24 protein-coding genes are annotated in these 20965 nt (G+C 69.2%); 15 read left to right on the top strand and 9 right to left on the bottom strand.

The window, feature by feature from the left end:
* Positions 1-38: 38 nt before the first annotated feature.
* Positions 39-1334: an adenosylmethionine--8-amino-7-oxononanoate transaminase gene (locus ACFWAY_RS28180; protein WP_378512930.1), complete on the bottom strand. Its 1296-nt coding sequence runs from the start codon at positions 1332-1334 to the stop codon at positions 39-41.
* Positions 1335-1411: 77 nt separating this feature from the next.
* Between ACFWAY_RS28180 and ACFWAY_RS28185 the strand changes: the two genes are divergently transcribed.
* Both ACFWAY_RS28185 and bioD read left to right on the top strand, forming a co-directional pair.
* On the top strand, positions 1412-2554 hold the full coding sequence (locus ACFWAY_RS28185; RefSeq protein WP_378452532.1) for an 8-amino-7-oxononanoate synthase: 1143 nt from the start codon (positions 1412-1414) through the stop codon (positions 2552-2554).
* Positions 2551-3246, top strand: coding sequence for a dethiobiotin synthase (gene bioD / locus ACFWAY_RS28190; protein ID WP_378452531.1), 696 nt, complete (start codon positions 2551-2553; stop codon positions 3244-3246). The genes ACFWAY_RS28185 and bioD overlap by 4 nt, the downstream gene beginning before the upstream one ends.
* A gap of 13 nt (positions 3247-3259) precedes the next feature.
* Here the strand turns inward: bioD and ACFWAY_RS28195 are convergent, their stop codons facing one another.
* Together ACFWAY_RS28195 and ACFWAY_RS28200 are read right to left on the bottom strand one after the other, a co-directional pair.
* The gene (locus ACFWAY_RS28195) at positions 3260-3634 is read right to left on the bottom strand and encodes a VOC family protein (RefSeq protein WP_378512931.1); all 375 of its coding nucleotides are present in this window, start codon (positions 3632-3634) and stop codon (positions 3260-3262) included.
* Positions 3635-3659: 25 nt separating this feature from the next.
* Entirely contained in the window at positions 3660-4046 is a 387-nt protein-coding gene (locus ACFWAY_RS28200) for a VOC family protein (protein WP_164062940.1), read from the bottom strand.
* Between the two features lie 173 nt (positions 4047-4219).
* Here ACFWAY_RS28200 and ACFWAY_RS28205 point away from each other — a divergent pair, with 173 nt between their 5' ends.
* The 4 genes from ACFWAY_RS28205 to ACFWAY_RS28220 are packed head-to-tail and all read left to right on the top strand — an operon-like array spanning position 4220 to position 8030.
* Positions 4220-4504, top strand: coding sequence for a hypothetical protein (locus tag ACFWAY_RS28205; protein ID WP_009473700.1), 285 nt, complete (start codon positions 4220-4222; stop codon positions 4502-4504).
* Positions 4501-5325, top strand: coding sequence for a hypothetical protein (locus ACFWAY_RS28210; protein ID WP_378452529.1), 825 nt, complete (start codon positions 4501-4503; stop codon positions 5323-5325). Before ACFWAY_RS28205 ends, ACFWAY_RS28210 begins: the two co-directional genes overlap by 4 nt.
* Positions 5326-5346: 21 nt before the next feature.
* Positions 5347-7281, top strand: a complete 1935-nt coding sequence (locus ACFWAY_RS28215) for a fumarate reductase/succinate dehydrogenase flavoprotein subunit (RefSeq protein ID WP_378512932.1) — start codon at positions 5347-5349, stop codon at positions 7279-7281.
* Positions 7281-8030 (top strand): succinate dehydrogenase/fumarate reductase iron-sulfur subunit, encoded by a 750-nt coding sequence (locus ACFWAY_RS28220; RefSeq protein ID WP_378452527.1) that lies wholly within the window; start codon positions 7281-7283, stop codon positions 8028-8030. Before ACFWAY_RS28215 ends, ACFWAY_RS28220 begins: the two co-directional genes overlap by 1 nt.
* Positions 8031-8091: 61 nt before the next feature.
* Here ACFWAY_RS28220 and ACFWAY_RS28225 read toward each other — a convergent pair whose 3' ends face one another.
* The 4 genes from ACFWAY_RS28225 to ACFWAY_RS28240 all read right to left on the bottom strand — a co-directional run bounded on the left by ACFWAY_RS28225 (position 8092) and on the right by ACFWAY_RS28240 (position 11391).
* Positions 8092-8763, bottom strand: coding sequence for a sterol desaturase family protein (locus ACFWAY_RS28225; protein WP_378512933.1), 672 nt, complete (start codon positions 8761-8763; stop codon positions 8092-8094).
* The gene (locus ACFWAY_RS28230; RefSeq protein ID WP_378512934.1) at positions 8760-9497 is read right to left on the bottom strand and encodes a FadR/GntR family transcriptional regulator; all 738 of its coding nucleotides are present in this window, start codon (positions 9495-9497) and stop codon (positions 8760-8762) included. Before ACFWAY_RS28230 ends, ACFWAY_RS28225 begins: the two co-directional genes overlap by 4 nt.
* A 59-nt stretch (positions 9498-9556) precedes the next feature.
* Positions 9557-10684 carry a lipase family protein gene (locus ACFWAY_RS28235; protein WP_378512935.1) on the bottom strand — a complete coding sequence of 376 codons (1128 nt, stop codon included), beginning with the start codon at positions 10682-10684 and terminating at the stop codon, positions 9557-9559.
* Between the two features lie 77 nt (positions 10685-10761).
* Positions 10762-11391 carry a TetR/AcrR family transcriptional regulator C-terminal domain-containing protein gene (locus tag ACFWAY_RS28240; protein ID WP_005260290.1) on the bottom strand — a complete coding sequence of 210 codons (630 nt, stop codon included), beginning with the start codon at positions 11389-11391 and terminating at the stop codon, positions 10762-10764.
* A gap of 154 nt (positions 11392-11545) precedes the next feature.
* On the opposite strand from ACFWAY_RS28240, the gene bioB reads away from it, so the two are divergent.
* Genes bioB through ACFWAY_RS28255 form a run of 3 tightly spaced genes read left to right on the top strand, consistent with a single transcriptional unit; the run spans position 11546 to position 13390 of the window.
* On the top strand, positions 11546-12559 hold the full coding sequence (gene bioB / locus ACFWAY_RS28245; protein WP_378512936.1) for a biotin synthase BioB: 1014 nt from the start codon (positions 11546-11548) through the stop codon (positions 12557-12559).
* Positions 12556-12822, top strand: a complete 267-nt coding sequence (locus tag ACFWAY_RS28250; RefSeq protein WP_378512937.1) for a hypothetical protein — start codon at positions 12556-12558, stop codon at positions 12820-12822. The genes bioB and ACFWAY_RS28250 overlap by 4 nt, the downstream gene beginning before the upstream one ends.
* Before the next feature lie 10 nt (positions 12823-12832).
* Positions 12833-13390, top strand: coding sequence for a DUF2567 domain-containing protein (locus ACFWAY_RS28255; RefSeq protein ID WP_378512938.1), 558 nt, complete (start codon positions 12833-12835; stop codon positions 13388-13390).
* Here the strand turns inward: ACFWAY_RS28255 and ACFWAY_RS28260 are convergent.
* The gene (locus tag ACFWAY_RS28260; protein ID WP_378452520.1) at positions 13380-14192 is read right to left on the bottom strand and encodes an SDR family NAD(P)-dependent oxidoreductase; all 813 of its coding nucleotides are present in this window, start codon (positions 14190-14192) and stop codon (positions 13380-13382) included. The two genes, ACFWAY_RS28255 and ACFWAY_RS28260, sit on opposite strands and share 11 nt — an antisense overlap.
* 83 nt (positions 14193-14275) lie before the next feature.
* Between ACFWAY_RS28260 and ACFWAY_RS28265 the strand changes: the two genes are divergently transcribed.
* On the top strand, positions 14276-14875 hold the full coding sequence (locus ACFWAY_RS28265; RefSeq protein ID WP_378512939.1) for a TetR/AcrR family transcriptional regulator: 600 nt from the start codon (positions 14276-14278) through the stop codon (positions 14873-14875).
* Between the two features lie 96 nt (positions 14876-14971).
* Positions 14972-15316 (top strand): SDR family NAD(P)-dependent oxidoreductase, encoded by a 345-nt coding sequence (locus tag ACFWAY_RS28270; RefSeq protein WP_378512940.1) that lies wholly within the window; start codon positions 14972-14974, stop codon positions 15314-15316.
* Between the two features lie 9 nt (positions 15317-15325).
* Here ACFWAY_RS28270 and ACFWAY_RS28275 read toward each other — a convergent pair whose 3' ends face one another.
* The gene (locus ACFWAY_RS28275; RefSeq protein ID WP_378452517.1) at positions 15326-16060 is read right to left on the bottom strand and encodes an NUDIX domain-containing protein; all 735 of its coding nucleotides are present in this window, start codon (positions 16058-16060) and stop codon (positions 15326-15328) included.
* Between the two features lie 78 nt (positions 16061-16138).
* Between ACFWAY_RS28275 and nadA the strand changes: the two genes are divergently transcribed.
* From nadA to ACFWAY_RS28295, 4 genes are all read left to right on the top strand, one after another.
* Positions 16139-17176: a quinolinate synthase NadA gene (nadA, locus tag ACFWAY_RS28280; RefSeq protein ID WP_378452516.1), complete on the top strand. Its 1038-nt coding sequence runs from the start codon at positions 16139-16141 to the stop codon at positions 17174-17176.
* The gene (locus tag ACFWAY_RS28285) at positions 17173-18741 is read left to right on the top strand and encodes an L-aspartate oxidase (protein ID WP_378512941.1); all 1569 of its coding nucleotides are present in this window, start codon (positions 17173-17175) and stop codon (positions 18739-18741) included. The genes nadA and ACFWAY_RS28285 overlap by 4 nt, the downstream gene beginning before the upstream one ends.
* Positions 18741-19610 carry a carboxylating nicotinate-nucleotide diphosphorylase gene (gene nadC / locus ACFWAY_RS28290; protein WP_378512942.1) on the top strand — a complete coding sequence of 290 codons (870 nt, stop codon included), beginning with the start codon at positions 18741-18743 and terminating at the stop codon, positions 19608-19610. Before ACFWAY_RS28285 ends, nadC begins: the two co-directional genes overlap by 1 nt.
* A 129-nt stretch (positions 19611-19739) precedes the next feature.
* Positions 19740-20965 (top strand): transposase (locus ACFWAY_RS28295; RefSeq protein ID WP_378512943.1); only part of this gene is annotated, 1226 nt, incomplete at its 3' end.

Below are 20965 nucleotides of genomic sequence, written 5' to 3' on the forward strand. Positions count from 1 at the left end.
GCCCGCGTTCGCGTTGCTCTCAGCTCGACGAGAGCGGGCTAACGGCCCAGGGTCGAGCTCCGTGCGGCAGCAAGCATTCCGGCTGTGATCTTCCGCACGTCGTCGGTGGTGCACACGTACGGCGGCATCGCGTAGATCAGGTTCCGGAACGGCCGCAACCAGACCCCGGCGGCCACCGCGGCGTCGGTGGCGGCCCGCATGTCGACGGGTTCGGCGAGTTCGATCACACCGATCGCGCCGAGCACCCGGACGTCCCGCACGCCGGGGAGTTCCCGGGCCGGCGCGAGTCCCGATTCGAGCTCGCGGCGCACGTCCTCGACCTCTCCTCGCCAGTCGCGCGACAGCAGGAGTTCGATCGACGCCACCGCGACGGCACAGGCGAGCGGGTTGGCCATGAACGTGGGACCGTGCATCAGCCCGCCGGCATCCCCGGCGCTGATGGTCTCGGCGACGTCGGTGGAACAGAGCGTCGCCGCGAGGGTCAGGTATCCGCCGGTGAGGGCCTTGCCGACGCACATGATGTCGGGGCGGCCCCCGGCGTGGTCCGCGGCGAACAGCTCGCCGGTGCGGCCGAAACCGGTCGCGATCTCGTCGAACACCAGCAGGAGCCCGTGCTCGTCGCAGATCCGCCGCAGCTCCGACAGGTACCGGGGGTCGTGGAAGCGCATACCACCGGCGCCCTGCACCACCGGCTCCACGATGACGGCCGCCAGTTCGTCGGTGTGCGAGGCCACCAGGCGCTCGAACTCCGCGACGTACTGCGGGTCGAACTCGCGGGGCGGGGGTCCGGCGAAGACCTGCCGTGCCAGGACGTCCGTCCACAGGGAGTGCATGCCGCCGTCCGGGTCGCAGACGCTCATCGGGGCGAACGTGTCGCCGTGATACCCGCCGCGCCAGGTGAGCAGCCGATGTCGCTCCGGCCTGCCGCGACTGCGCCAGTACTGCAGGCACATCTTGACGGCGACCTCGACGGACACCGAACCGGAATCGGCGAGGAACACCTTGTCGAGGCCGTCCGGGGTGATCGCCACGAGCAGCTGGGCGAGCCGCGCGGCGGGTTCGTGGGTGAGCCCGCCGAACATGACGTGGCTCATCCGCCCGAGCTGCGCCGTCGCCGCCGCGTCGAGGACGGGATGCCGGTAGCCGTGGACCGCGGCCCACCACGAACTCATGCCGTCGACGAGTTCGCGTCCGTCGGCGAGAGTGAGGCGCGTCCCGCTCGCCTCGGCCACCACGAGCGGGGTGGTCGAGGCGGGGAAGGCGCCGTACGGATGCCAGAGCAGCGCGGCATCGAGGGACGTGATGTCGTCGACGGACAGGCTCGGGGAGGTCACGGTCTCGACCCTAGCCACCCGGAGAAAACCGGGCCCACCCGGGTTGAACACCGTTCAAGTCGCGTATCGTGCCGTGGGTGAGTACCGACCGCACCTTCACCACCTGGCTCGACGACGTCGAGGACCAGCGGCGCGCCGCGGGACTGCGCCGCGAGTTGCGTCCACGCACGCCCGGCAACGCGCTGATCGATCTGGCGTCCAACGACTACCTCGGACTCGTACGGCACCCGGAGGTGCTGCACGGCGCGATGACCGCGCTGCGCCGCTGGGGTGCGGGGGCCACCGGCTCGCGTCTGGTCACGGGATCGACCACCGAACACGAACTCCTCGAAACGGAACTCGCCGAGTTCGTCGGCGCCGAGGCCGGGCTGGTGTTCTCCTCCGGGTACACCGCGAATCTCGGTGCCGTCACCGCACTGTCCGGCGCCGGGTCGCTGATCGTTTCCGACGCGGGCAGCCACGCGTCGCTGGTCGACGCGTGCCGGCTTTCCCGGGCCCGAGTGGCCGTCGCACCGCACTCCGATCTCGACTTCGTCCGCAGCGCACTGGCCACCCGGCCGGAGGAGCGGGCGCTGGTCGTCACCGATTCGGTGTTCAGCGCGGACGGTGATCTCGCACCCCTCGTCGACCTTCATCGGGTGTGCCGCGACCATGGGGCGTTCCTCGTCGTGGACGAGGCGCACGGCGTCGGAGTCCGCGGCGCAGGGGGCCGCGGACTCGTGCACGAGGTGGGGCTCGCCGGCGAACCCGACATCGTCGTCACGGCCACGCTGTCGAAGTCGCTGGCCAGTCAGGGCGGTGCGGTGCTGGCGTCGGAGAAGGTGCGCGCGCATCTCGTCGACGCCGCGCGCACGTTCATCTTCGATACCGGACTGGCCCCCGCGGCCGTCGGTGCGGCACGGGCGGCGCTCGCCGTTCTGCGGCGGGAACCGCACCGTGCCGAGTCCGTGCTGGCCCGCGCACGGGATCTCGCGCGGTTCACCGGCGCGGGGGCACCCGAGTCCGCCGTCGTCTCCGTCATCCTCGGCGACCCACAACGCGCCGTCGACGCCGCCGCCGCGTGCCGCGAACAGGGACTGCACGTCGGCTGCTTCCGGCCCCCGTCGGTGCCGGAGGGCACGTCGCGTCTGCGGCTCACCGCGCGCGCGACGCTCGACGCGGACGAGCTGGCGCGGATCGAAGCCGTGCTGACCGACGTCCTGGCGGGAGCGTCGGCGTGAGCATCCTGGTGGTCACCGGCACGTCGACGGACGTCGGCAAGACGGTGGTCACGGCGGCGCTCGCCGCGGCCGCACGCGAGGCCGGCCTGTCCGTGGCGGTGTGCAAGCCCGCGCAGACCGGCGTCGCCCCGGGAGAACCGGGCGATCTGGCCGAGGTGACCAGACTGTCCGGTGTCACGGCGGTGGTGGAGCTGGCCCGCTACCCCGAACCGCTCGCCCCCGACACCGCGGCCCGGCGCAGCGGCCTGCCGATGCTGCGGTGCGCGGACGTCGTCGAGACGGTCCGCGCGCTCGACGACGGGCACGATCTGGTGCTCGTCGAGGGTGCAGGCGGCCTGCTGGTGCGGCTGGGCGCCGACGGCTTCACGCTCGTCGATCTCGCGCGCGCCCTCGACGCTCCGGCTGTCGTGGTCGCCGCGGCAGGCCTCGGCACGCTCAACCACACCGAGCTCACGATCCGGGCTCTCTCGGCGGCCGGTCTCGCCTGCGCCGGAACCGTGATCGGGTCGTGGCCGGACGAGCCCGGGCTCGCCGAGCGGTGCAATCTCGACGACCTGCCCGCCGTCACGGGGGTCGACGTCGTCGGCTCGGTGCCTGCGGGCAGCGGACGCCTCGCCTCCGCGTCGTTCGGCGCGGCCGCGTCCACGTGGTTCGACGGCACCTGGCTGAAGGCGACGGTCACGGCACGCTGAGTCGCCGCGGCCGTCAGGACTCCGAGAGCACCGACAGCACGTTGCCCGCGGGGTCGGTGAACCAGGCGATGTCGGGTCCGTTGCCGCGCATGATTCCCTTGTCGTCCTGATCGAAACCGTCGTACCGCAGGAACTGGATCCCGCGCTCGGTGAGCGCGTCGACGGCCTTCTCGACGTCGTCGACGGCGAAGTTCAGGACGGTGAACGTCGCCGGTGTGTGGTCGGGCTTGGGGTAGATCAGCACCACGGGCCCCTTCGGGAGATGCAGGCCGAGCAGACCCATCTGCTCCTCGGTGACCTCGAGGCCCAGGGTGTCGGTGTAGAAGGACTTGGCCGCGGCGATGTCGTCGACGGCGAATCCGCTGAATGCTCTCGCATTGGTCAACATGACTGTTCTCTTTCCGTGCTGTCGGTCAGGACATCTCGGCCCGCGCCTGCGCGCTGAGCTGGATGATCTGGACGTAGTTGCCGTCGGGGTCCACGGCGGTGCCGAACCAGCTGCCGTCACGATCCTCGAGCGGGGACAGCCACGTCGCACCGAGTTCGTCGATCCGGTCTGCTGCGGCGCGGGCGTCGGTGACCTCGACGTTGAGGAGGACGCGACCGGGTTCGGGATTCGTGTCACCGACGTCGTCGCGCCGGTCGAGCATGATGTAGAAGCCGTCGAAGTCGAGGACGTCGTAGCCCGGTTCGCCGGGGGTGCGTTCGACCTTCGGCGAGAACGCGGCGGTGTACCAGTCCCGTAGTCGGTCGGGGTGAGTGCTGGCGAGCAGGATGCTTCCGATCGTGGCGTCGGCCATGATGTCCTCCCGGTGGGTGTGCGTTGTCAGTGGTCCTGCAGATATGGACTCGGCTGCCCCGCGAAATTCATCGCGACGGAGTTTCCGAGGTTCCGAAAGCGGCACCGTCCCCTCCGAATATCGGTAGTGTGATTCATGTCACGGCTACATCCGGCTGGGTTGGGAGGGGTCACATGTCGACCTCCGAAATGCTCGAATTGAATCGCACCATCGACCGCCTTCGGCGCGCTGTCGGTTCGTTGCGATCGATGTACGGCGACGCCGCATCCGTGCGGCGACTGAGCAACGATCTGGAGCGGCTCGAGATCGACGCGCGGGAACTCGACTCCTCGCCGCCGAACGTCGTCCACCGCGAACCGGTGGAGCGAATCAAGGTGTCTGACACCCCGTACGACGCGTCGATGTGGCTCGGTATCGATGACGAGGGGCTGGGCGGGCTCCACTACGAGCGCGGATGAGCGCGCCGCCGAAGGATTCCGAAAGTGCCGGTGTGGGGGCGCCGACGCGTGCCCGGATAGCGGAACGCACGCTCCGCACCGACCGGTGGTGGCTGGCCCCGCTGCTGACGGTGCTCGGCCTGTCCGTCTTCGTGGTGTACGCATCGGTCCGCTCGTGGGTCCGCACCGCGTACTTTGTCGAGGACTATCACTACCTGACGCCGTTCTACTCGCCGTGCCTGAGCGATTCGTGTGTGCCCGGTTCGAGCGACTTCGGGACGCCCATCGGCGAGTTGCCGATGATCATCCCGCTCGGGTTCCTGGTGCTGCCGTTCCTGCTCGGCTTCCGGCTCACCTGCTACTACTACCGCAAGGCCTACTACCGGTCGGTGTGGTTCTCGCCGCCCGCGTGCGCGGTCGCGGAGCCCCATAGCACCTACACGGGTGAGACGCGCCTGCCGCTGATCGTCCAGAACGCACACCGCTACTTCTTCTACGTCGCACTCGTCGTCTCGCTGATCAACACGTACGACGCGATCCGCGCGTTCCACGGCGCCGACGGCGGTTTCGGAATCGGGCTCGGCACACTCATCATGGTCTGCAACGTGATCCTGCTCTGGGCGTACACCGTCTCCTGCCATTCCTGCAGGCACGTCATGGGCGGCAGGCTCACCCACTTCTCCAAACACCCGATCCGGTACCGGCTCTGGACCTGGGTCAGCACACTGAACACCCGGCACATGCAGCTCGCCTGGACCACGCTGGCCACGCTGATGATCACTGACTTCTACGTGATGCTCGTGGCGAGCGGGACCATCTCCGACCTGCGCCTGATCAACTGACTTCACCGAAGAGGGAGTGGAATGACGGAAGTCGAACGGCACCAGTACGACGTCGTGGTCATCGGTGCCGGGGGCGCCGGACTGCGAGCCGTCATCGAGGCCCGGGAGCAGGGCCTGTCCGTCGCCGTCGTCTGCAAGTCGCTGTTCGGCAAGGCGCACACGGTCATGGCAGAGGGTGGCTGCGCCGCCGCGATGGGAAACGCCAACGAGAAGGACACGTGGCAGACCCATTTCCAGGACACGATGCGCGGCGGCAAGTTCCTCAACAACTGGCGAATGGCCGAACTGCACGCCCGCGAGGCGCCCGACCGGGTGTGGGAACTCGAAACATACGGCGCACTGTTCGACCGGACCCCGGACGGCCGGATCAGCCAGCGCAACTTCGGTGGCCACACGTATCCGCGGCTCGCGCACGTCGGTGACCGAACCGGACTCGAACTGATCCGCACCATGCAGCAGAAGATCGTGTCGCTGCAGCAGGAGGATTTCGCCGCCACCGGCGACTACGAGGCCCGGGTCAAGATCTTCGCCGAGTGCACCATCTCCGAACTCACCAAGGACGGCGACCGGATCTCGGGCGCCTTCGGATACTGGCGTGAGAGTGGACGTTCCGTCCTGTTCGAGGCGCCCGCCATCGTGATGGCCACGGGTGGAATCGGCAAGTCGTTCAAGGTGACGTCGAACTCGTGGGAGTACACCGGCGACGGTCACGCCCTCGCCCTGCGCGCCGGCGCCAACCTCATCAACATGGAGTTCGTCCAGTTCCACCCCACCGGCATGGTGTGGCCACCCAGCGTCAAGGGCATCCTCGTGACGGAGGGCGTCCGCGGCGACGGAGGCGTCCTGAAGAACTCCGAGGGCGACCGGTTCATGTTCTCCTACATTCCGCCGGTGTTCAAAGGCCAGTACGCGGAGACCGAGGAAGAGGCCGACGGCTGGTACAAGGATTCCGACAACAACCGCCGCACACCGGATCTGCTGCCCCGCGACGAGGTCGCCCGGGCCATCAACTCCGAGGTCAAGGCCGGACGGCAGACCCCGCACGGTGGCGTATACCTCGACATCGCGTCGCGGATGCCCGCCGACGAGATCGTCCGGCGGCTGCCCTCGATGTACCACCAGTTCAAGGAACTCGCGGACGTCGACATCACCAAGGAGCAGATGGAGGTCGGACCCACCTGCCACTACGTGATGGGGGGCATCGAAGTGGACCCCGACAGCGGGTCGTCCAGCGTCGCGGGTCTGTTCGCCGCGGGGGAGTGCTCGGGCGGGATGCACGGCTCCAATCGGCTCGGCGGCAATTCGCTGTCCGACCTTCTCGTGTTCGGGCGTCGCGCCGGACTGGGGGCGGCGGAGTACGTGAAGTCGCTGCAGGAACGGCCGGTCGTGTCCGCGGACGCGGTGGATGCGGCGGCGCGGATGCTGTTGTCGCCGTTCGATCCTGCGGTCGGGGAGGGAGGCACCACCGAGAACCCGTACACGCTCCACACCGAACTGCAGCAGACCATGAACGACCTCGTCGGCATCATCCGGAAGGAAGACGAGATCGTCCGCGCCCTGGAGAAACTCACCGAGATCAAGGGCCGGATCGGGGGCGTGGAGGTGGAGGGGCACCGCCAGTTCAACCCGGGATGGCACCTCGCCGTGGACCTGCGGAACATGGTGCTGGTCAGCGAATGCGTCGCGCAGGCGGCACTGCTGCGCACGGAAAGCCGCGGCGGACACACCCGCGACGACCACCCCAGTATGGAAGCGGACTGGCGCAACACCCTGCTGGTGTGCAGCGTGGTCGGCGACATGTCCGCGCATCCCGATGCTGTGGTACCCGACGTCACCGTCACCCGCGAGCCCCAGTTGCCGATGCGCGCAGAACTGCTGGAGCTCTTCGATATCGAGGAACTGGCCAAGTACTACACCGACGCCGAACTCGCGGAACATCCGGGAAGGAAGGCCTGATGGGTTACGACGCACGGTTCCGGGTGTGGCGCGGCGACGCCGACGGCGGCGCCCTCCAGGACTACTCCATTCCCGTCAACGAAGGTGAGGTGGTGCTCGACATCATCCACCGGTTGCAGGCGACACAGACCCCGGATCTGGCGGTGCGATGGAACTGCAAGGCGGGCAAGTGCGGCTCGTGTTCCGCGGAGATCAACGGCCAGCCCCGGCTGCTCTGCATGACGCGGATGTCGACGTTCGCGGAAGACGAGGTGGTGACGGTGACGCCGCTGCGGGCGTTCCCCGTCATCCGGGACCTCGTCACCGACGTGTCGTTCAACTACGCGAAGGCTCGGGAGATCCCCTCGTTCACCCCGCCGCCGGGGCTCGGGCCGGGTGAGTACCGAATGCAGCAGGTCGATGTCGAACGGTCACAGGAGTTCCGCAAGTGCATCGAGTGCTTCCTGTGCCAGAACACCTGTCACGTCGTCCGTGATCACGACGACAACAAGCCGGCGTTCTCCGGCCCACGCTTCTTTATCCGCGTAGCCGAATTGGAGATGCACCCGCTCGACACCGCGGATCGTCGTGACGCGGCACAGGAGGAGTTCGGTCTCGGACTCTGCAACATCACCAAGTGCTGCACCGAGGTGTGCCCCGAAAACATCAAGATCACCGACAACGCCATCATTCCGATGAAGGAGCGGGTGGTCGACCGCCGGTACGACCCGGTTGTCTGGTTGGGCAACAAGCTCTTTCGTCGCGGTTAGCGCCTCCGGCACCCGTGAGTACTTATTAACCGCCCGACGTTAACAAGTACTCACGGGCGCGTCAGCGCACGGCGTGGAGGTTGCGGGCGGTGGGCGACTTCTCGACCGATTCGGGGTCGGGGTCGGTGCCCAGGATCCGGTCGGCGGTTCCCGAGGTGGTGACGGTGAACCAGTAGTGCTCGTTCTTGTAGTGGTGATGGCGGTGGTTGCGCCAGACCGCGCGGTACAGCCGGGAGTTCGGCTTGTAGTCGCTGTGGATGAGGTAGTGCGTCCATTCGTAAAGGACGCCCAGGACACTCAGCACCACCAGGAAGGTCAGTCCGAGTCCGGTGCGCGGGAACGCGAGCAGCGAGACGGCTACGAGAACCGGAATCAGCCACATCAGCGTCTGCCACGGGATGAAGACCAGCGGGACGTCCCGGGGGTCGACGTGGTGCTCGCGGTGCTTCCGGGCGAGCAGCGAATCGACGGTGAGGCCCAGGACCTTTCGGGGTTTCCAGTGCAGGATGCAGACGTGGATGACCCATTCGGCGAACGGGAACACGGCCAGCATCACCAGCGGAAGCACGGCATCGGTCAGCTGCCAGTCGCCGACGATCAGGCGGGCGGCCACCGCGGCGACCAGCATGCCGCCGATCATCCACGGGGACGGGTGGCGGCGGAACTGGTCTGCGGCGTCGCGCAGGGTGATCGACCTGCGTTGGCGGCGATCTGCGGAAGGTTTCGTGGTCATGTGTCCTTCTCCGAATCGTGGTGGTGGAGCGCGTCGATCACGGCCGTGACGGCTGCCGTTCCGAGGTCGAGGAGTGTGGTGGCGATCTGTGCCGCGGCGACTTCGTCGTGTACGGAGATCGCGTCTGCCAGCTCGTAATACAGGTCGGTGCGTCCGACTTCCGCGACCATGACGGCGGCCATCGCCGTCATTGTCGGTTCGTACGCGTTGCGGAGGCTGTTGAAGATGAGCCGGAATGCGATGGAATCGGCCGTGTCGACGACACGCTCCCAGAAGGCCAGGGCGCCGACCTGCTGCGCGACCGCGTCGCTGTCGGAGGCGAGGTGATCCACGGCTTCGCGGAGAGCGGCACCCGACTCGTCGGTCGCCCGGCCCGCAGCGAGCCGCGCGACCTGCACGCCGATCATCCGCCGGGCCTCGAGAACGCTCCGGACCACCGCCCAATCGGGTACGCCGTCGCGGACCAGCAGCTGGGACAGCAGCTCGGGCCCGCCGTGCTGCCGGAAGTCGCGGACCGAGGTGGCGTCGCCCTGCCGGACCTCGACGAGTCCGGCCTGGGCCAGCTTCTGGATCGCCTCCCGGACCGCGGGCCGGGACACCCCGAAGGCTTCGGCCAGGCGTCGCTCGCTCGGCAGGGCGTCGCCGGCGGCGAGGTCGCCGCCCAGCACACGCGCGGTGATCTGATCGAAGACTTCGGTGGAGGCGGATTTCCGCGCGATCGGCTCGAACATCATGACCACGACATTAGGTCGGCAACAGGTAAGAGGTCAAGTGGTCTTACCAGTGGATACTACTAGCTGAACAGGCTCCGGACGAACTCACTGGTATCGGGCAGGGACGCGGGCATGGTGTAGAGATGCCCCGTCGGATACGTCCGGAACACGAACTGCTGCCCGTTCGCGGCGAGGTCGGCGGTGAGTTTCCAGGTGAGGGGGATGGGGACGACGTCGTCGAACAGTCCCTGTCCGATGAACAGCGGCCGGTCGTAGCCCCGCACGGGAACTCCCAGTGTGGTGCGCAGCGCCGCCAGGACCGCCGGGTCGTCGAGGGGGCGGGACATCAACTGTCCGATCGAGATCCCGCCGAGTTGCGGGGCCGCCTCCTCGTAGCAGAGCGATTCGACGCGATTCAGAACGTCGACGCCGAGCGGTGTGAGGTAGCTGTCGACGTCGAGGTCGGGCCGCGACGCGCGTAGTCCGGCGAGCGCGTACGCCACGAACACCGTGCTTCCGGTGAGGGGGAGCTGCGGGAAACCCGGGCCGACGAGTGGTGCGAGGTTCTCGAGATTGGACGGGGCGCCGGTGGCGACGGTGCCCCGGAAGTCGAGGTCGGGTGCGTACGTCGTGGCCATCGAGGCGGCGACGAGAGCGGCGTGGCCACCCTGCGATTGGCCGATCGCGACCCAACGGTTCGACAGTGACGGCGTGATGGTCCGCGCGGCGCGCACCATGTCGATCACGCTGTGCGCCTCCGTCGGGCCGTCCAGGTACGGGTGCACACCGGGTGTGCCGAGGCCGACGTAGTCCGTTGCGACGACGGCGTAGCCCTGGTCGAGCCAGTGCTGGACGTACGGTCCGACGAGTTTTCCCGTCACCGTCGGTGCGCACTTGTCAGCGATGCCGACCGTTCCGTGGGCCCAGGACACGACGGGCCACCCGCCGGGCGGCGCCTCACCGGGGGGCAGTAGTACCGCGCCGGTGCTGAGCGCCGGTTCGTTCATCGGCCCCGTCGTCCAGTAGGTGACGTACGTGGCGTCGGCGACGCCCGGCGGCTGCGCGTCCGGCGCCACCGGCGTCACGACGACGACGACACCCGGATCGCCGCCAGTCTGTGCTGCCGCCGGGGTGGGCGCGCCGAGGAGCGACAGTGTGAGTGCCGCCGCGAGAACCGTTCCGGTGCGGCGGCCGAGTGAAGACGTCATCGCGTCCGTCCCTTGGCCGTCGGAGGCGCCGCGCGGTCCTCGAGTGGACGACGCGACGTCGACTCAATTGTGCGCGCTCAGGGGCGGTGGGCGGAGTCTTTCAAGCGTGCGCGAATCCCGTCGACGAACAGCGACAGGCCGAAGTCGAACCGGACCGCCGGATCGCCGTCGAGGAGATCCTCGTCGTACGCCGCGATCGGGGACTGCGGCGCGTCGGGTGAGAGGGCCGCCCGGGTGAGGGCGCCTGCCGACTCCATCTGCGCCCGCGACTGCTCGTCGACCGTGTGGCCGAGAACGTAGTACAGCAGCGAGTAGGACGACAGTTCCGCGTGTTCGCGGGACAGTCCGGATCGCAGGCCGACTGCTGCGAAGCTTTCCCGGACCCGGGAGTTGGTCATCCGGGACGCGTAGGTGGCGGAGACCAGTTCGGCGCCGTCGCGGTGGGCGAGCAGCGCGGTGCGGAGCCGGTGGGCCAGTTCGGTGAACTCCGCGTCCCAGCCGGGGGCCGTGACCGGGGCGTCGACGTCTTCGAGGATCTTGTCGGCGAGGGCCCCGAGCAGTGTCTGCTTGTTGGGGAAATGCCAGTACAGGGCGCCCGGCTGCACGCCGAGGGCCGTCGCGAGTCTGCGCATCGTGAGGTCGGCGAGGCCGAACTCGTCGAGGATGGCCATTGCGCCGTCGAGTACGTCGCCGCGTCGCAATTGCACTGTGTGATCTCCCAATCTCGTCGAAAAGCCCGCTTCGGCTTTGACAGTATTCCACCACGGATCTAACGTGAACACCGTTCAACTTGTACGGTGTTCAATTTTTCGGTTCAGTCGATCCACGGCACGTGATCGGCCCATTTTCCAGGAGATACGTGTGACATCGGCCCCGGTACAGACAGACATCCTCGCCCTCGCGCGTGAGCAGGTTCTCGAGCGCGGTGAGGCGCTCGACGAGAGCCAGGTGCTCGAGGTCCTGCAACTTCCCGACGACAGCCTCGAGGAACTCCTCGCCCTCGCACACGACGTGCGCATGAAGTGGTGCGGTCCCGAGGTCGAGGTCGAGGGCATCATCAGCCTCAAGACCGGCGGCTGCCCCGAGGACTGCCACTTCTGCTCGCAGTCCGGCCTGTTCCAGTCGCCGGTGCGCGCGGCGTGGCTCGACATCCCGTCGCTCGTGGAGGCCGCCAAGCAGACCGCCAAATCCGGCGCCAGCGAATTCTGCATCGTCGCCGCCGTCCGCGGCCCCGACGAGCGGTTGCTCGCCCAGGTCGCTGCCGGCATCGAGGCGATCCGCAACGAGGTCGACATCCAGATCGCCTGCTCACTGGGCATGCTCACCCAGGAGCAGGTCGACCAGCTCGCCGCGATGGGTGTGCACCGCTACAACCACAACCTGGAGACGTCGAAGTCCCACTTCCCGAACGTCGTCACCACCCACACGTGGGACGAGCGGTGGAACACCCTCCGCATGGTGCGCGAGGCGGGCATGGAGGTGTGCTGCGGCGGCATCCTCGGCATGGGCGAGAGCCTCGAGCAGCGCGCCGAGTTCGCGGCCAACCTTGCCGAACTCGAACCCGACGAGGTGCCGCTGAACTTCCTCAATCCGCGCCCCGGAACCCCGTTCGGCGACCTCGAGGTCCTGCCGGCGAGCGAGGCCCTCAAGTCGGTGGCCGCGTTCCGCCTCGCGCTGCCCCGCACCATCCTCCGGTTCGCGGGCGGCCGCGAGATCACGCTCGGCGACCTCGGGGCCAGGCAGGGCATCCTCGGCGGCATCAACGCCGTCATCGTCGGCAATTACCTCACGACCCTCGGCCGGCCGGCCGAACAGGATCTCGACCTGCTCGTCGATCTGCAGATGCCGATCAAGGCACTGAACGACACCCTGTGACGATCATGGTAGAGGCGATCATGGGCGACCGCCCCGAGGATCGGGTCGACCGCCCCGAGGAGCGCTACAACCCGTACACCGGCCGGCGCGTGGTGCCTGGTGTGGACGACGCCGTCCCCACCGCCGCGCAGCTGGGGCTCGAACCGCCCCGCTTCTGCGAGGCGTGCGGCCGCCGGATGGTGGTGCAGATCAGCCCGGACGGCTGGTGGGCGAAATGTTCCCGCCACGGTGTGTTCGACTCGATCTGCGGCGGACGGCGGTAGCGTCGGACGGGTGACCACGCTCCCGCGCTTCAGGCTTCGCTCTGCCGCCGGAATCTTCTGCGGGACGGTGGTGGCGAGTGCGCTCGCCGGGGTGCTGTGGGGAGTCCTCGCACCGCCCGAGCACCTGCTGGTGGTCGCCCCCGACCGCGGGGTGTCGCTGACGGGGGAGAGCGTGCACCGGTTCGACGCGATCGGGATGTTCGCGTGTGCGGGCCTGGTGGTCGGCATCCTCACCGCGGTCGCGGCGTGGACGGCGCGGAGAAGTCGCGGCCCGGTCGCGCTGGGCGCCGTCCTCGCGGGCAGTGTGGTCGGGGCCGGTGTGATGGTGCTCGGTGGAATCGGTGTGGCCGCGCTGCGGTTCCCCGACCCCGACACCTCGACCGCCGGCACGGTCGTGGCGGTCGCGCCGGGGATCGGGACCCTCCTGGTGCTGATCTTCCAGCCGCTCGTCGCCTGCGTCGTGACGTTGGTGCTCGCCGCGCTCAACCCGTACGACGATCTCGGCGTCGGCGATCCTCCGGTCGAACTCGACGAGCCGGAAGAGCGCGACGCGACCCTTACTTCGTGATCGAGGTCCGCATCCGCACGTCCCCGAGGAGGCGCCCGCTGGCGAGAGCGCCGATGCGGCGAGTCGCGAATCGGGTGCTGATCGACGACACCCAGTTCATCAGCCCGGAGACGACGCTCGGCGGGGTGCTGCGCCGGTCCAGGGCGCGCAACGCTGTCGTCACCACCTGATCCGCGGTCTGCATGCGACCGACGGCGGCGTCCTCGGAGCCGACGACGTCGAAGAACTCGGTGCGCGTGGGGCCCGGGCAGACGGCGAGCACGGTGAGGCCCGTCCCTCGCGCCTCGGCCCACAACGCCTCCGTGAAGCTGAGGACGAACGCCTTCGTCGCCCCGTACACGGCCATGCCGGGAGTCGGCTGGAACGCGGCGGTGCTCGCCACATTCACGAGTGCGCCGCGTCCCCGGAGCAGGTCGGGCAGGAACGTGTGCGACAGCTCGACGAGGGTGGTGACGTTGAGCTGGATCTCGGAGGTGAGGCGCTCCAGGTCGGCGGACGCGAAATCTCCGTGCGTCCCGAATCCCGCGTTGTTGATCAGTGAGTCGACGCGGATGTCGCGGGCGGTCAGTTCGCTGCGCAATCGCTCCCCGGCGCCTTGTGTCGCGAGGTCGAACGGGAGCACGGTGACCGACACGTGGTGCGCGGCGCGGAGTTCGGTGGCGAGTTGCTCGAGCCGGTCGGCGCGGCGGGCGACGAGGACGAGATCTGCACCCCGGCCGGCGAACCGGCGGGCGAATTCGACTCCGAGGCCCGCGCTCGCGCCGGTGATGAGGACGGTGGTTCCGGATGCGTCGAAGGACATGTCTGCTCCTAGCGGTGGGGTGTCCTCGAATGTAGTCAGTGCCATCTATGTAGTCAATGACAACATCTTGTTAGGCTAGCGGCATGTCCGTCGCCGAACAGCCCTACCACCATGGGAGTCTTCGCCAGGTGCTGCTCGCGCGCGCCGAGAGCACGCTCGAGAAGGACGGCGTCGACGGACTCTCCCTGCGGCAGCTCGCCCGCGAGGCCGGGGTCAGCCACGCCGCACCCAGCAAGCACTTCCGGGACCGTCAGGCGCTGCTCGACGCACTCGCGGAGTCCGGTTTCCTGCGCCTCACCGCCGCCCTCGAACGCGCCGTCGAGCAGGCGGAACCCCACGCCCGGGCCCGCTTCGCCGCGCTCGCCGGCGCCTACGTGAGCTTCGCGCTCGCACACCGGGAGTTGCTGGCCCTCATGTACGGCAACAAGCACGCGCCCGGAGCCGCCTCCCAGGTCGTGGAGGCCGGCCACGCCTCGATGGACCTGACGGTTCGGATCGTGACCGAAGCCCAGGCCGCGGGCGACATCGGACCCGGGTACGCATCGCGCATCGCCCTCGTCGCGTTCGCGACGTTCCACGGGATCGCGACCCTCGCCGCAGGCGGAATGCTCGACGGCGCGCCGGTGGACGAAGTCGTCACCGCCGCATCGGACACGTTCTGGCGGGGTCTCGCCCAGGCGTGAGACCGGCTCCCGGCGAACTCACAGCGTGCCCTCATCGCGCACTCGAGTACCCGCGCTTTCCTGGAATCGGAAGTGTCGATCCCTCAGGAGGCGAAGATGATGCGTACGAACGAAGCCCGCCCGATCCGCGGAGTCGTGCTGGTGACCGCTGCGGGTAGTGAGCAGGGCACGCGCACCGCGCAGGAGTTGCTCGAGTCCGGCTGGTGCGTCGCGGTGACCGCCCGCACCGTCGCGGAACTGGTCCGGATCATGCCGGGCATGTCCAGTCACCGGCTGCTCGCCGTCGCCGCCGATCCGGCCGACCCCCGGCAGGTCGAGCGGCTCCTCGACCGCGTCGTCGGCCGCTTCGGCCGCATCGATTCGGTGCTCGGCACGGAGTCGGCGATCGCATCGGCGTGGCGGCGCCGAACTCCGTCGCCCGGACGTGTGGAGGCGGCCTGACGTGCGCGGTCAGCTCGGCGGTCGAAGTGCCGCGAACTCGTCCGTCACCCGCAGGGTGGAGTCGGTGAACCGGTAGAGCGCGGCCGGGCGCCCGCCGGTGCGGCCCGACGGCGCTGTGTTCCCGGTGGGAGTCAGCACCCCACGTCGTCCGAGGACGCGCTGGAGGTTGGTCGCATCCACCTGGTACCCGAGTGCGGCGCAGTAGATCTCACGCAGTGTCGACATGGAGAACTCGTCGGGGGCCAAACCGAACGCGATGTTGGTGTAGGAGAGCTTGGCCGCGAGGCGGGTCCGCGCGTGCCGCACGACGGTGCCGTGGTCGAACGCCGTCTCGGGGAGCGCGGACACCGGATGCCACGCGGTGTCCGGAGGCAGCTGCGGGTCGGCGGGGAGGGGGACGAGCCCGAGGAAGGTCGACGCGATGGTGCGCGGGCCGGGCACTCGATGCGGATCGCTGAACACCGACAGCTGCTCGAGGTGGGAGACCTCCTGCACGTCCACCTTCTCGGCCAGCTGGCGTCGCGCGGAGGTCGTGAGGTCCTCGTCCGCGTGGAGCAGTCCGCCGGGCAGGGACCAGGCGCCTGCCTGGGGATCGAGGGCCCGTTGCCACAGCAGCACAGCGAGCTCGCCCGTGCCCGCCGCGTGACGCACATCACCGCTCTGACCTGCGGTGATGTGGTCGGGGAAGTGGCGAACCTGGAACACCGCGGTAAGCACTTCATGCGTGGTGTTACTATTGGGCATGTTTTCGATCCTAAGTCGAAAACCTCGATTGCGGAAATTCGGGCCAGCCCGCCCGAGTTCACGGTGAAGGAGCAAGCCATGACGACCACGACGTTGTGGGCGGGTACCAACCCGCAGATTCAGGACGGTCCCGGCGGTTACGCGGGCGTCGAGGCGAGCGAAGAGTGGGCTGCCGAGATCAAACGGCTGGCGCGTGAGCGGGGAGCGACCCTCCTTGCACACAACTACCAGTTGCCCGCCATCCAGGACGTAGCCGACCACGTCGGCGACTCCCTGGCACTCTCGCGCATCGCGGCCGAAGCCCCCGAGGACACCATCGTGTTCTGCGGTGTGCACTTCATGGCCGAGACCGCGAAGATCCTCAGCCCCGCCAAGACCGTGCTGATCCCCGACGAGCGCGCGGGCTGCTCGCTGGCCGACTCGATCAACGCCGATCAGCTGCGTGAGTGGAAGGCGGAGTTCCCCGACGCCGTCGTCGTGTCGTACGTCAACACCACCGCCGAGGTGAAGGGTCTGACGGACATCTGCTGCACGTCGTCCAACGCCGTCGACGTGGTCGCGTCGATCGACCCCGACCGTGAGGTCTTGTTCCTGCCCGACCAGTTCCTCGGCGCTCACGTCAAGCGTGTTACCGGCCGCAAGAACATGCAGATCTGGGCGGGTGAGTGCCACGTCCACGCCGGCATCAACGGCGACGAGCTCACCGCGCAGGCCAAGGCGCACCCCGGTGCCGAACTGTTCGTGCACCCCGAATGCGGCTGCGCCACCTCGGCTCTCTACCTGGCCGGCGAAGGGTTCGTGCCCGCGGACAAGGTGAAGATCCTGTCGACGGGCGGCATGCTCGACGCCGCCCGCGCGACCGGGGCGAAGCAGGTTCTCGTGGCCACCGAGGTCGGAATGCTGCACCAGCTCCGCAAGGCCGCGCCGGAGGTCGACTTCCAGGCCGTCAACGACCGCGCGTCCTGCCCGTACATGAAGATGATCACCCCCGCGGCCCTGCTCCGCTGCCTGCTCGAGGGCAAGGACGAGGTTCACGTCGATCTCGCGACCGCGGAGCGTGCCCGCAAGTCGGTGCAGCGCATGATCGAGATCGGAAACCCGGGCGGCGGCGAGTGAGCAGCCCGGCCCGGGGGATTTCCTGGGAAGAGCACGCCGACCTCGTGGTCGTGGGCGGTGGTGTGGCCGGACTGACGGCCGCACGCACCGCCTCGCTGCGCGGGCTGACCGTGCTCACCGTCAGCAAGGGTGGGGCGACGGACACCGCCACGCAGTACGCGCAAGGCGGTATCGCGGTGGTGGGTGACGCCGTCACCGATTCGGTCGAGTCGCACGTCGCCGACACGTGCGAGGCCGGGGTGGGCCTGTGCGACGAGGACGGCGTGCGGTCGATCGTGGCGGGCGGCCGTGATGCCGTGGCCGCGCTGACCGATCTGGGCGCGGTGTTCGACCGAGGCCGTGACGGCGCCGTCTCGCGCACCCGCGAGGGCGGGCACAGTACCCGGCGGATCATTCACGCAGGCGGGGACGCCACGGGCGCCGAGGTGCAGCGCGCCCTGGGTGCCGCCGGTCTTCCGGTCCTGTTCGACAGTTGCGCCGTACGCGTGCTCACGGATGCGCGCGGAGTCACCGGCGTGCTCGTGGATTCGCCGCGCGGACTCGGCGTCGTCCACACACCGGCCGTCCTCCTGGCGACCGGCGGGCTCGGGCAGCTGTACGCCTGCAGTACCAACCCGCCCGGAGCCACTGCGGACGGCATCGCTCTCGCGCTGGACGCAGGGGCGGCCGTCGCCGATCTCGAGTTCGTGCAGTTCCACCCGACCGTCCTGTTCACCCCCGGCGGTCTCGGACGGCGTCCGCTGATCAGCGAGGCCGTCCGCGGCGAGGGCGCGATCCTCGTCGACGCGAACGGCGATTCGGTGACCACGGGTGTGCATCCGCGCGGCGACCTCGCCCCCCGCGACGTCGTGTCGCGGGCGATCGCGTCGAGGCTTCGGAAACTGGGTCACGACCACGTCTACCTCGACGCGCGTCACCTGTCCGGGTTCGCGCAGCGGTTCCCGACCGTGACGGCATCCTGCCTGGAAGCCGGGATCGATCCGCGCGAACATCTGATCCCGGTCGCGCCCGCCGCGCACTACTCGTGCGGCGGAGTGGTCACCGACGTCGACGGACGCACCGCCGTCCCCGGCCTCTACGCAGCGGGGGAGGTGGCCCGCACCGGGCTGCACGGAGCGAACCGGCTGGCCTCCAACAGTCTCCTCGAAGGCCTGGTGGTCGGCGAGCGGGTCGGCGCCGCGGCCGTCGAACGCGCCGGCGTCCGCGTCGAGGCAACCGACCCCGAGCAGCGTGCCCTGCCGTCCGCACCGCGGGAACTGGTGCAGCAGTTGATGACCGGCAACGTGTCCGTCGTCCGGGACGGTGCCGGCCTCGAAGCGGTGGCCGCCGCCCTCACCGGCGCGCCGCGCACGGTGCCCGAGGGTGAGACCGCGCTCGAAGACGCCGCGCTGACCCTGACGGCGTCAGCACTGGTACTCGCCGCCGCTGCGCGGACCGAAAGTCGTGGATGCCACACCCGCAGCGACTACCCGCAGACGTCCGACGAGTGGCGCCGCAGCACGCACGTCCGCCTGCGCGACGGCGAACTCGAGCTTCTCGAACCCCAACTGACAGGAGTGCTGTGATGTCCGACCATGCCCTTCCCGACGGTCTGGACGCGGACGAGGTGCGTGCGCTCGTGCGTCTCGCCCTGGACGAGGACTTGCGGTACGGACCGGACGTGACGTCGTCGTCCACGGTCCCCGCCGACGCGGTGGCCAAGGCGTCCGTGGTCTCCCGTGCACACGGCACCGTCGCCGGCCTCGACGTGGGACTGCTGGTGCTCGACGAGGTGATCGGGGCGGGCCGCTACGAGGTTCTCGACCGGGTCGCCGACGGCACCCGGGTCGTGCCCGGTCAGGCCGTGCTGACGGTCAGCGCACCCACGCAGGGGCTGCTCACCGCGGAGCGGACGATGCTCAACCTGGTGTGCCACCTGTCCGGCATCGCCACCGCGACGTCCGCCTGGGTGGACGCGGTCGAGGGCACCGGGGCGAAGATTCGGGACAGTCGCAAGACGCTGCCGGGACTGCGCGCGCTGCAGAAGTACGCCGTCCGGGTGGGCGGCGGCGTCAATCACCGCATGGGCCTCGGCGACGCGGCACTGATCAAGGACAACCACGTCGCGGCCGCCGGTTCGGTGGTGGCGGCGCTCCGGGCCGTGCGCGCCGCCGCACCGGACATCGAGTGCGAGGTAGAGGTCGACAGCCTCGAGCAACTCGACGAGGTGCTGGCCGAGAACGTCGAACTGGTGCTGCTCGACAACTTCCCGCTGTGGCAGACGCAGATCGCCGTGCAACGCCGCGACGCGAACGCGCCCGGCACCAAGCTGGAGTCGTCGGGCGGTCTCACGCTGGACGTCGCGGGCGAGTACGCCGGCACGGGAGTCGACTACCTCGCGGTCGGTGCGCTCACCCATTCCGTCACCGTGCTGGATCTCGGCCTCGACATGTGAACCCACCCGTGAGTACTTCTTAACCGCCCGGGGGCTGTTGCGAAATCCCGGGGCGGCGTGTCCGCGTGTCACCATGCCCTGACCTGGGATTTCCTGGATAATGTGTTGGTGGCCAAGGGATATCGACCGGTGAATCGTGATCAGCAGTTTCTGCCGCCGGACATGCGGGAGTGGTTACCGCCCACGCATCCGGTGTGGACGGTGATCGAGATCGTCGACACCCATCTCGACACCAGTGCCTTTCACGACTCGCGCCGCACCGGGGGTGCGGGGCGGGCCGGATACGACCCGGACATGCTGGTGACCCTGTTGATCTGGGCGTGGTCGCGGGGGATGCGGTCGTCGCGGCAGATCGAGCGGGCCTGCACGGAGGTGGTGTCCTACCGGGTGATCTGCGCCGGGGACACCCCCGATCACGTGACGATCTCGAGGTTCCGTAAGGACAACCACACCGCCTGCGAGGCTCTGTTCACGCAGGTACTGATCCTGGCGGCGTCGGTGGGGTTGGGCCGGCTCGAGACGATCGCGTTGGACGGGGTGAAGATCGCCTCGAACGCGTCGAAGGACGCCAACCGCACCGAGGACGGGCTCCGTAAGGCGGCCGAGGCGGAGGCCGCGCGGATCGCCGCGGCCGCGGTGGCCGCGCACGCCGCCGGTGACGACGCCGAGGACGACCTCTACGGCGAGGACGATCCGGGCCCGGGACAGGTGCCGGCGGAGTTGGCCGATCCGAGAACCCGCTCGGCACGGCTCGCCGAGGCGTTGGCGCAGCTCGACGCGGAGAAGCAGGCCGAACAGTCAGAGCGGGACGGGAAGTCACAGGACTACCTGGCCCGGCTCGACGCGGGCGAGACGGTGATCGGCCGGGTGCCGGTCGGGGCCGAGGTCGCCGCCGCCGAGCGTCGACTGGCCGAGGCGGTCGCCGCCCAGCAGGCGGTCCTGGACCGGTTCCGGGGGCGCACCGCCGCCGGGGGCGGGGGCCGGTTCGTCCCGAAACCGGTCGACGAGCACCACCTGGTGCGGCGTCGGCGAGCCGAACTCGACACCGCCCTGCGCAAGCAGGGCGAGCGCACCGCTGCCGCCGGGCAGCGTCGCCGCAACATCACCGACCCCGATTCGCGGTTGCAGCCGCTGCGCGGCGGCGGGTGGCTGCAGGGCTACAACTGCCAGGCCTTCACCAGTGAGGACGGGTTGATCCTGGCCACCGGGGTCGGGACCGGCCCGGCGGACTACGACTACTTCCCCGAAATGGTCGACAAGGCCGGCAAGGCCGCGCAGCTGATCGACACCATCCGCCGCGGCACGAACCCGGTCAGCGCGAACCCGGCCCACCCGGACCCGGTCGTCCCGGCCCC

Origin of the sequence: Rhodococcus sp. NPDC059968 (genome assembly GCF_042738615.1) — a bacterium.
Classification (GTDB): domain Bacteria; phylum Actinomycetota; class Actinomycetes; order Mycobacteriales; family Mycobacteriaceae; genus Rhodococcus_F.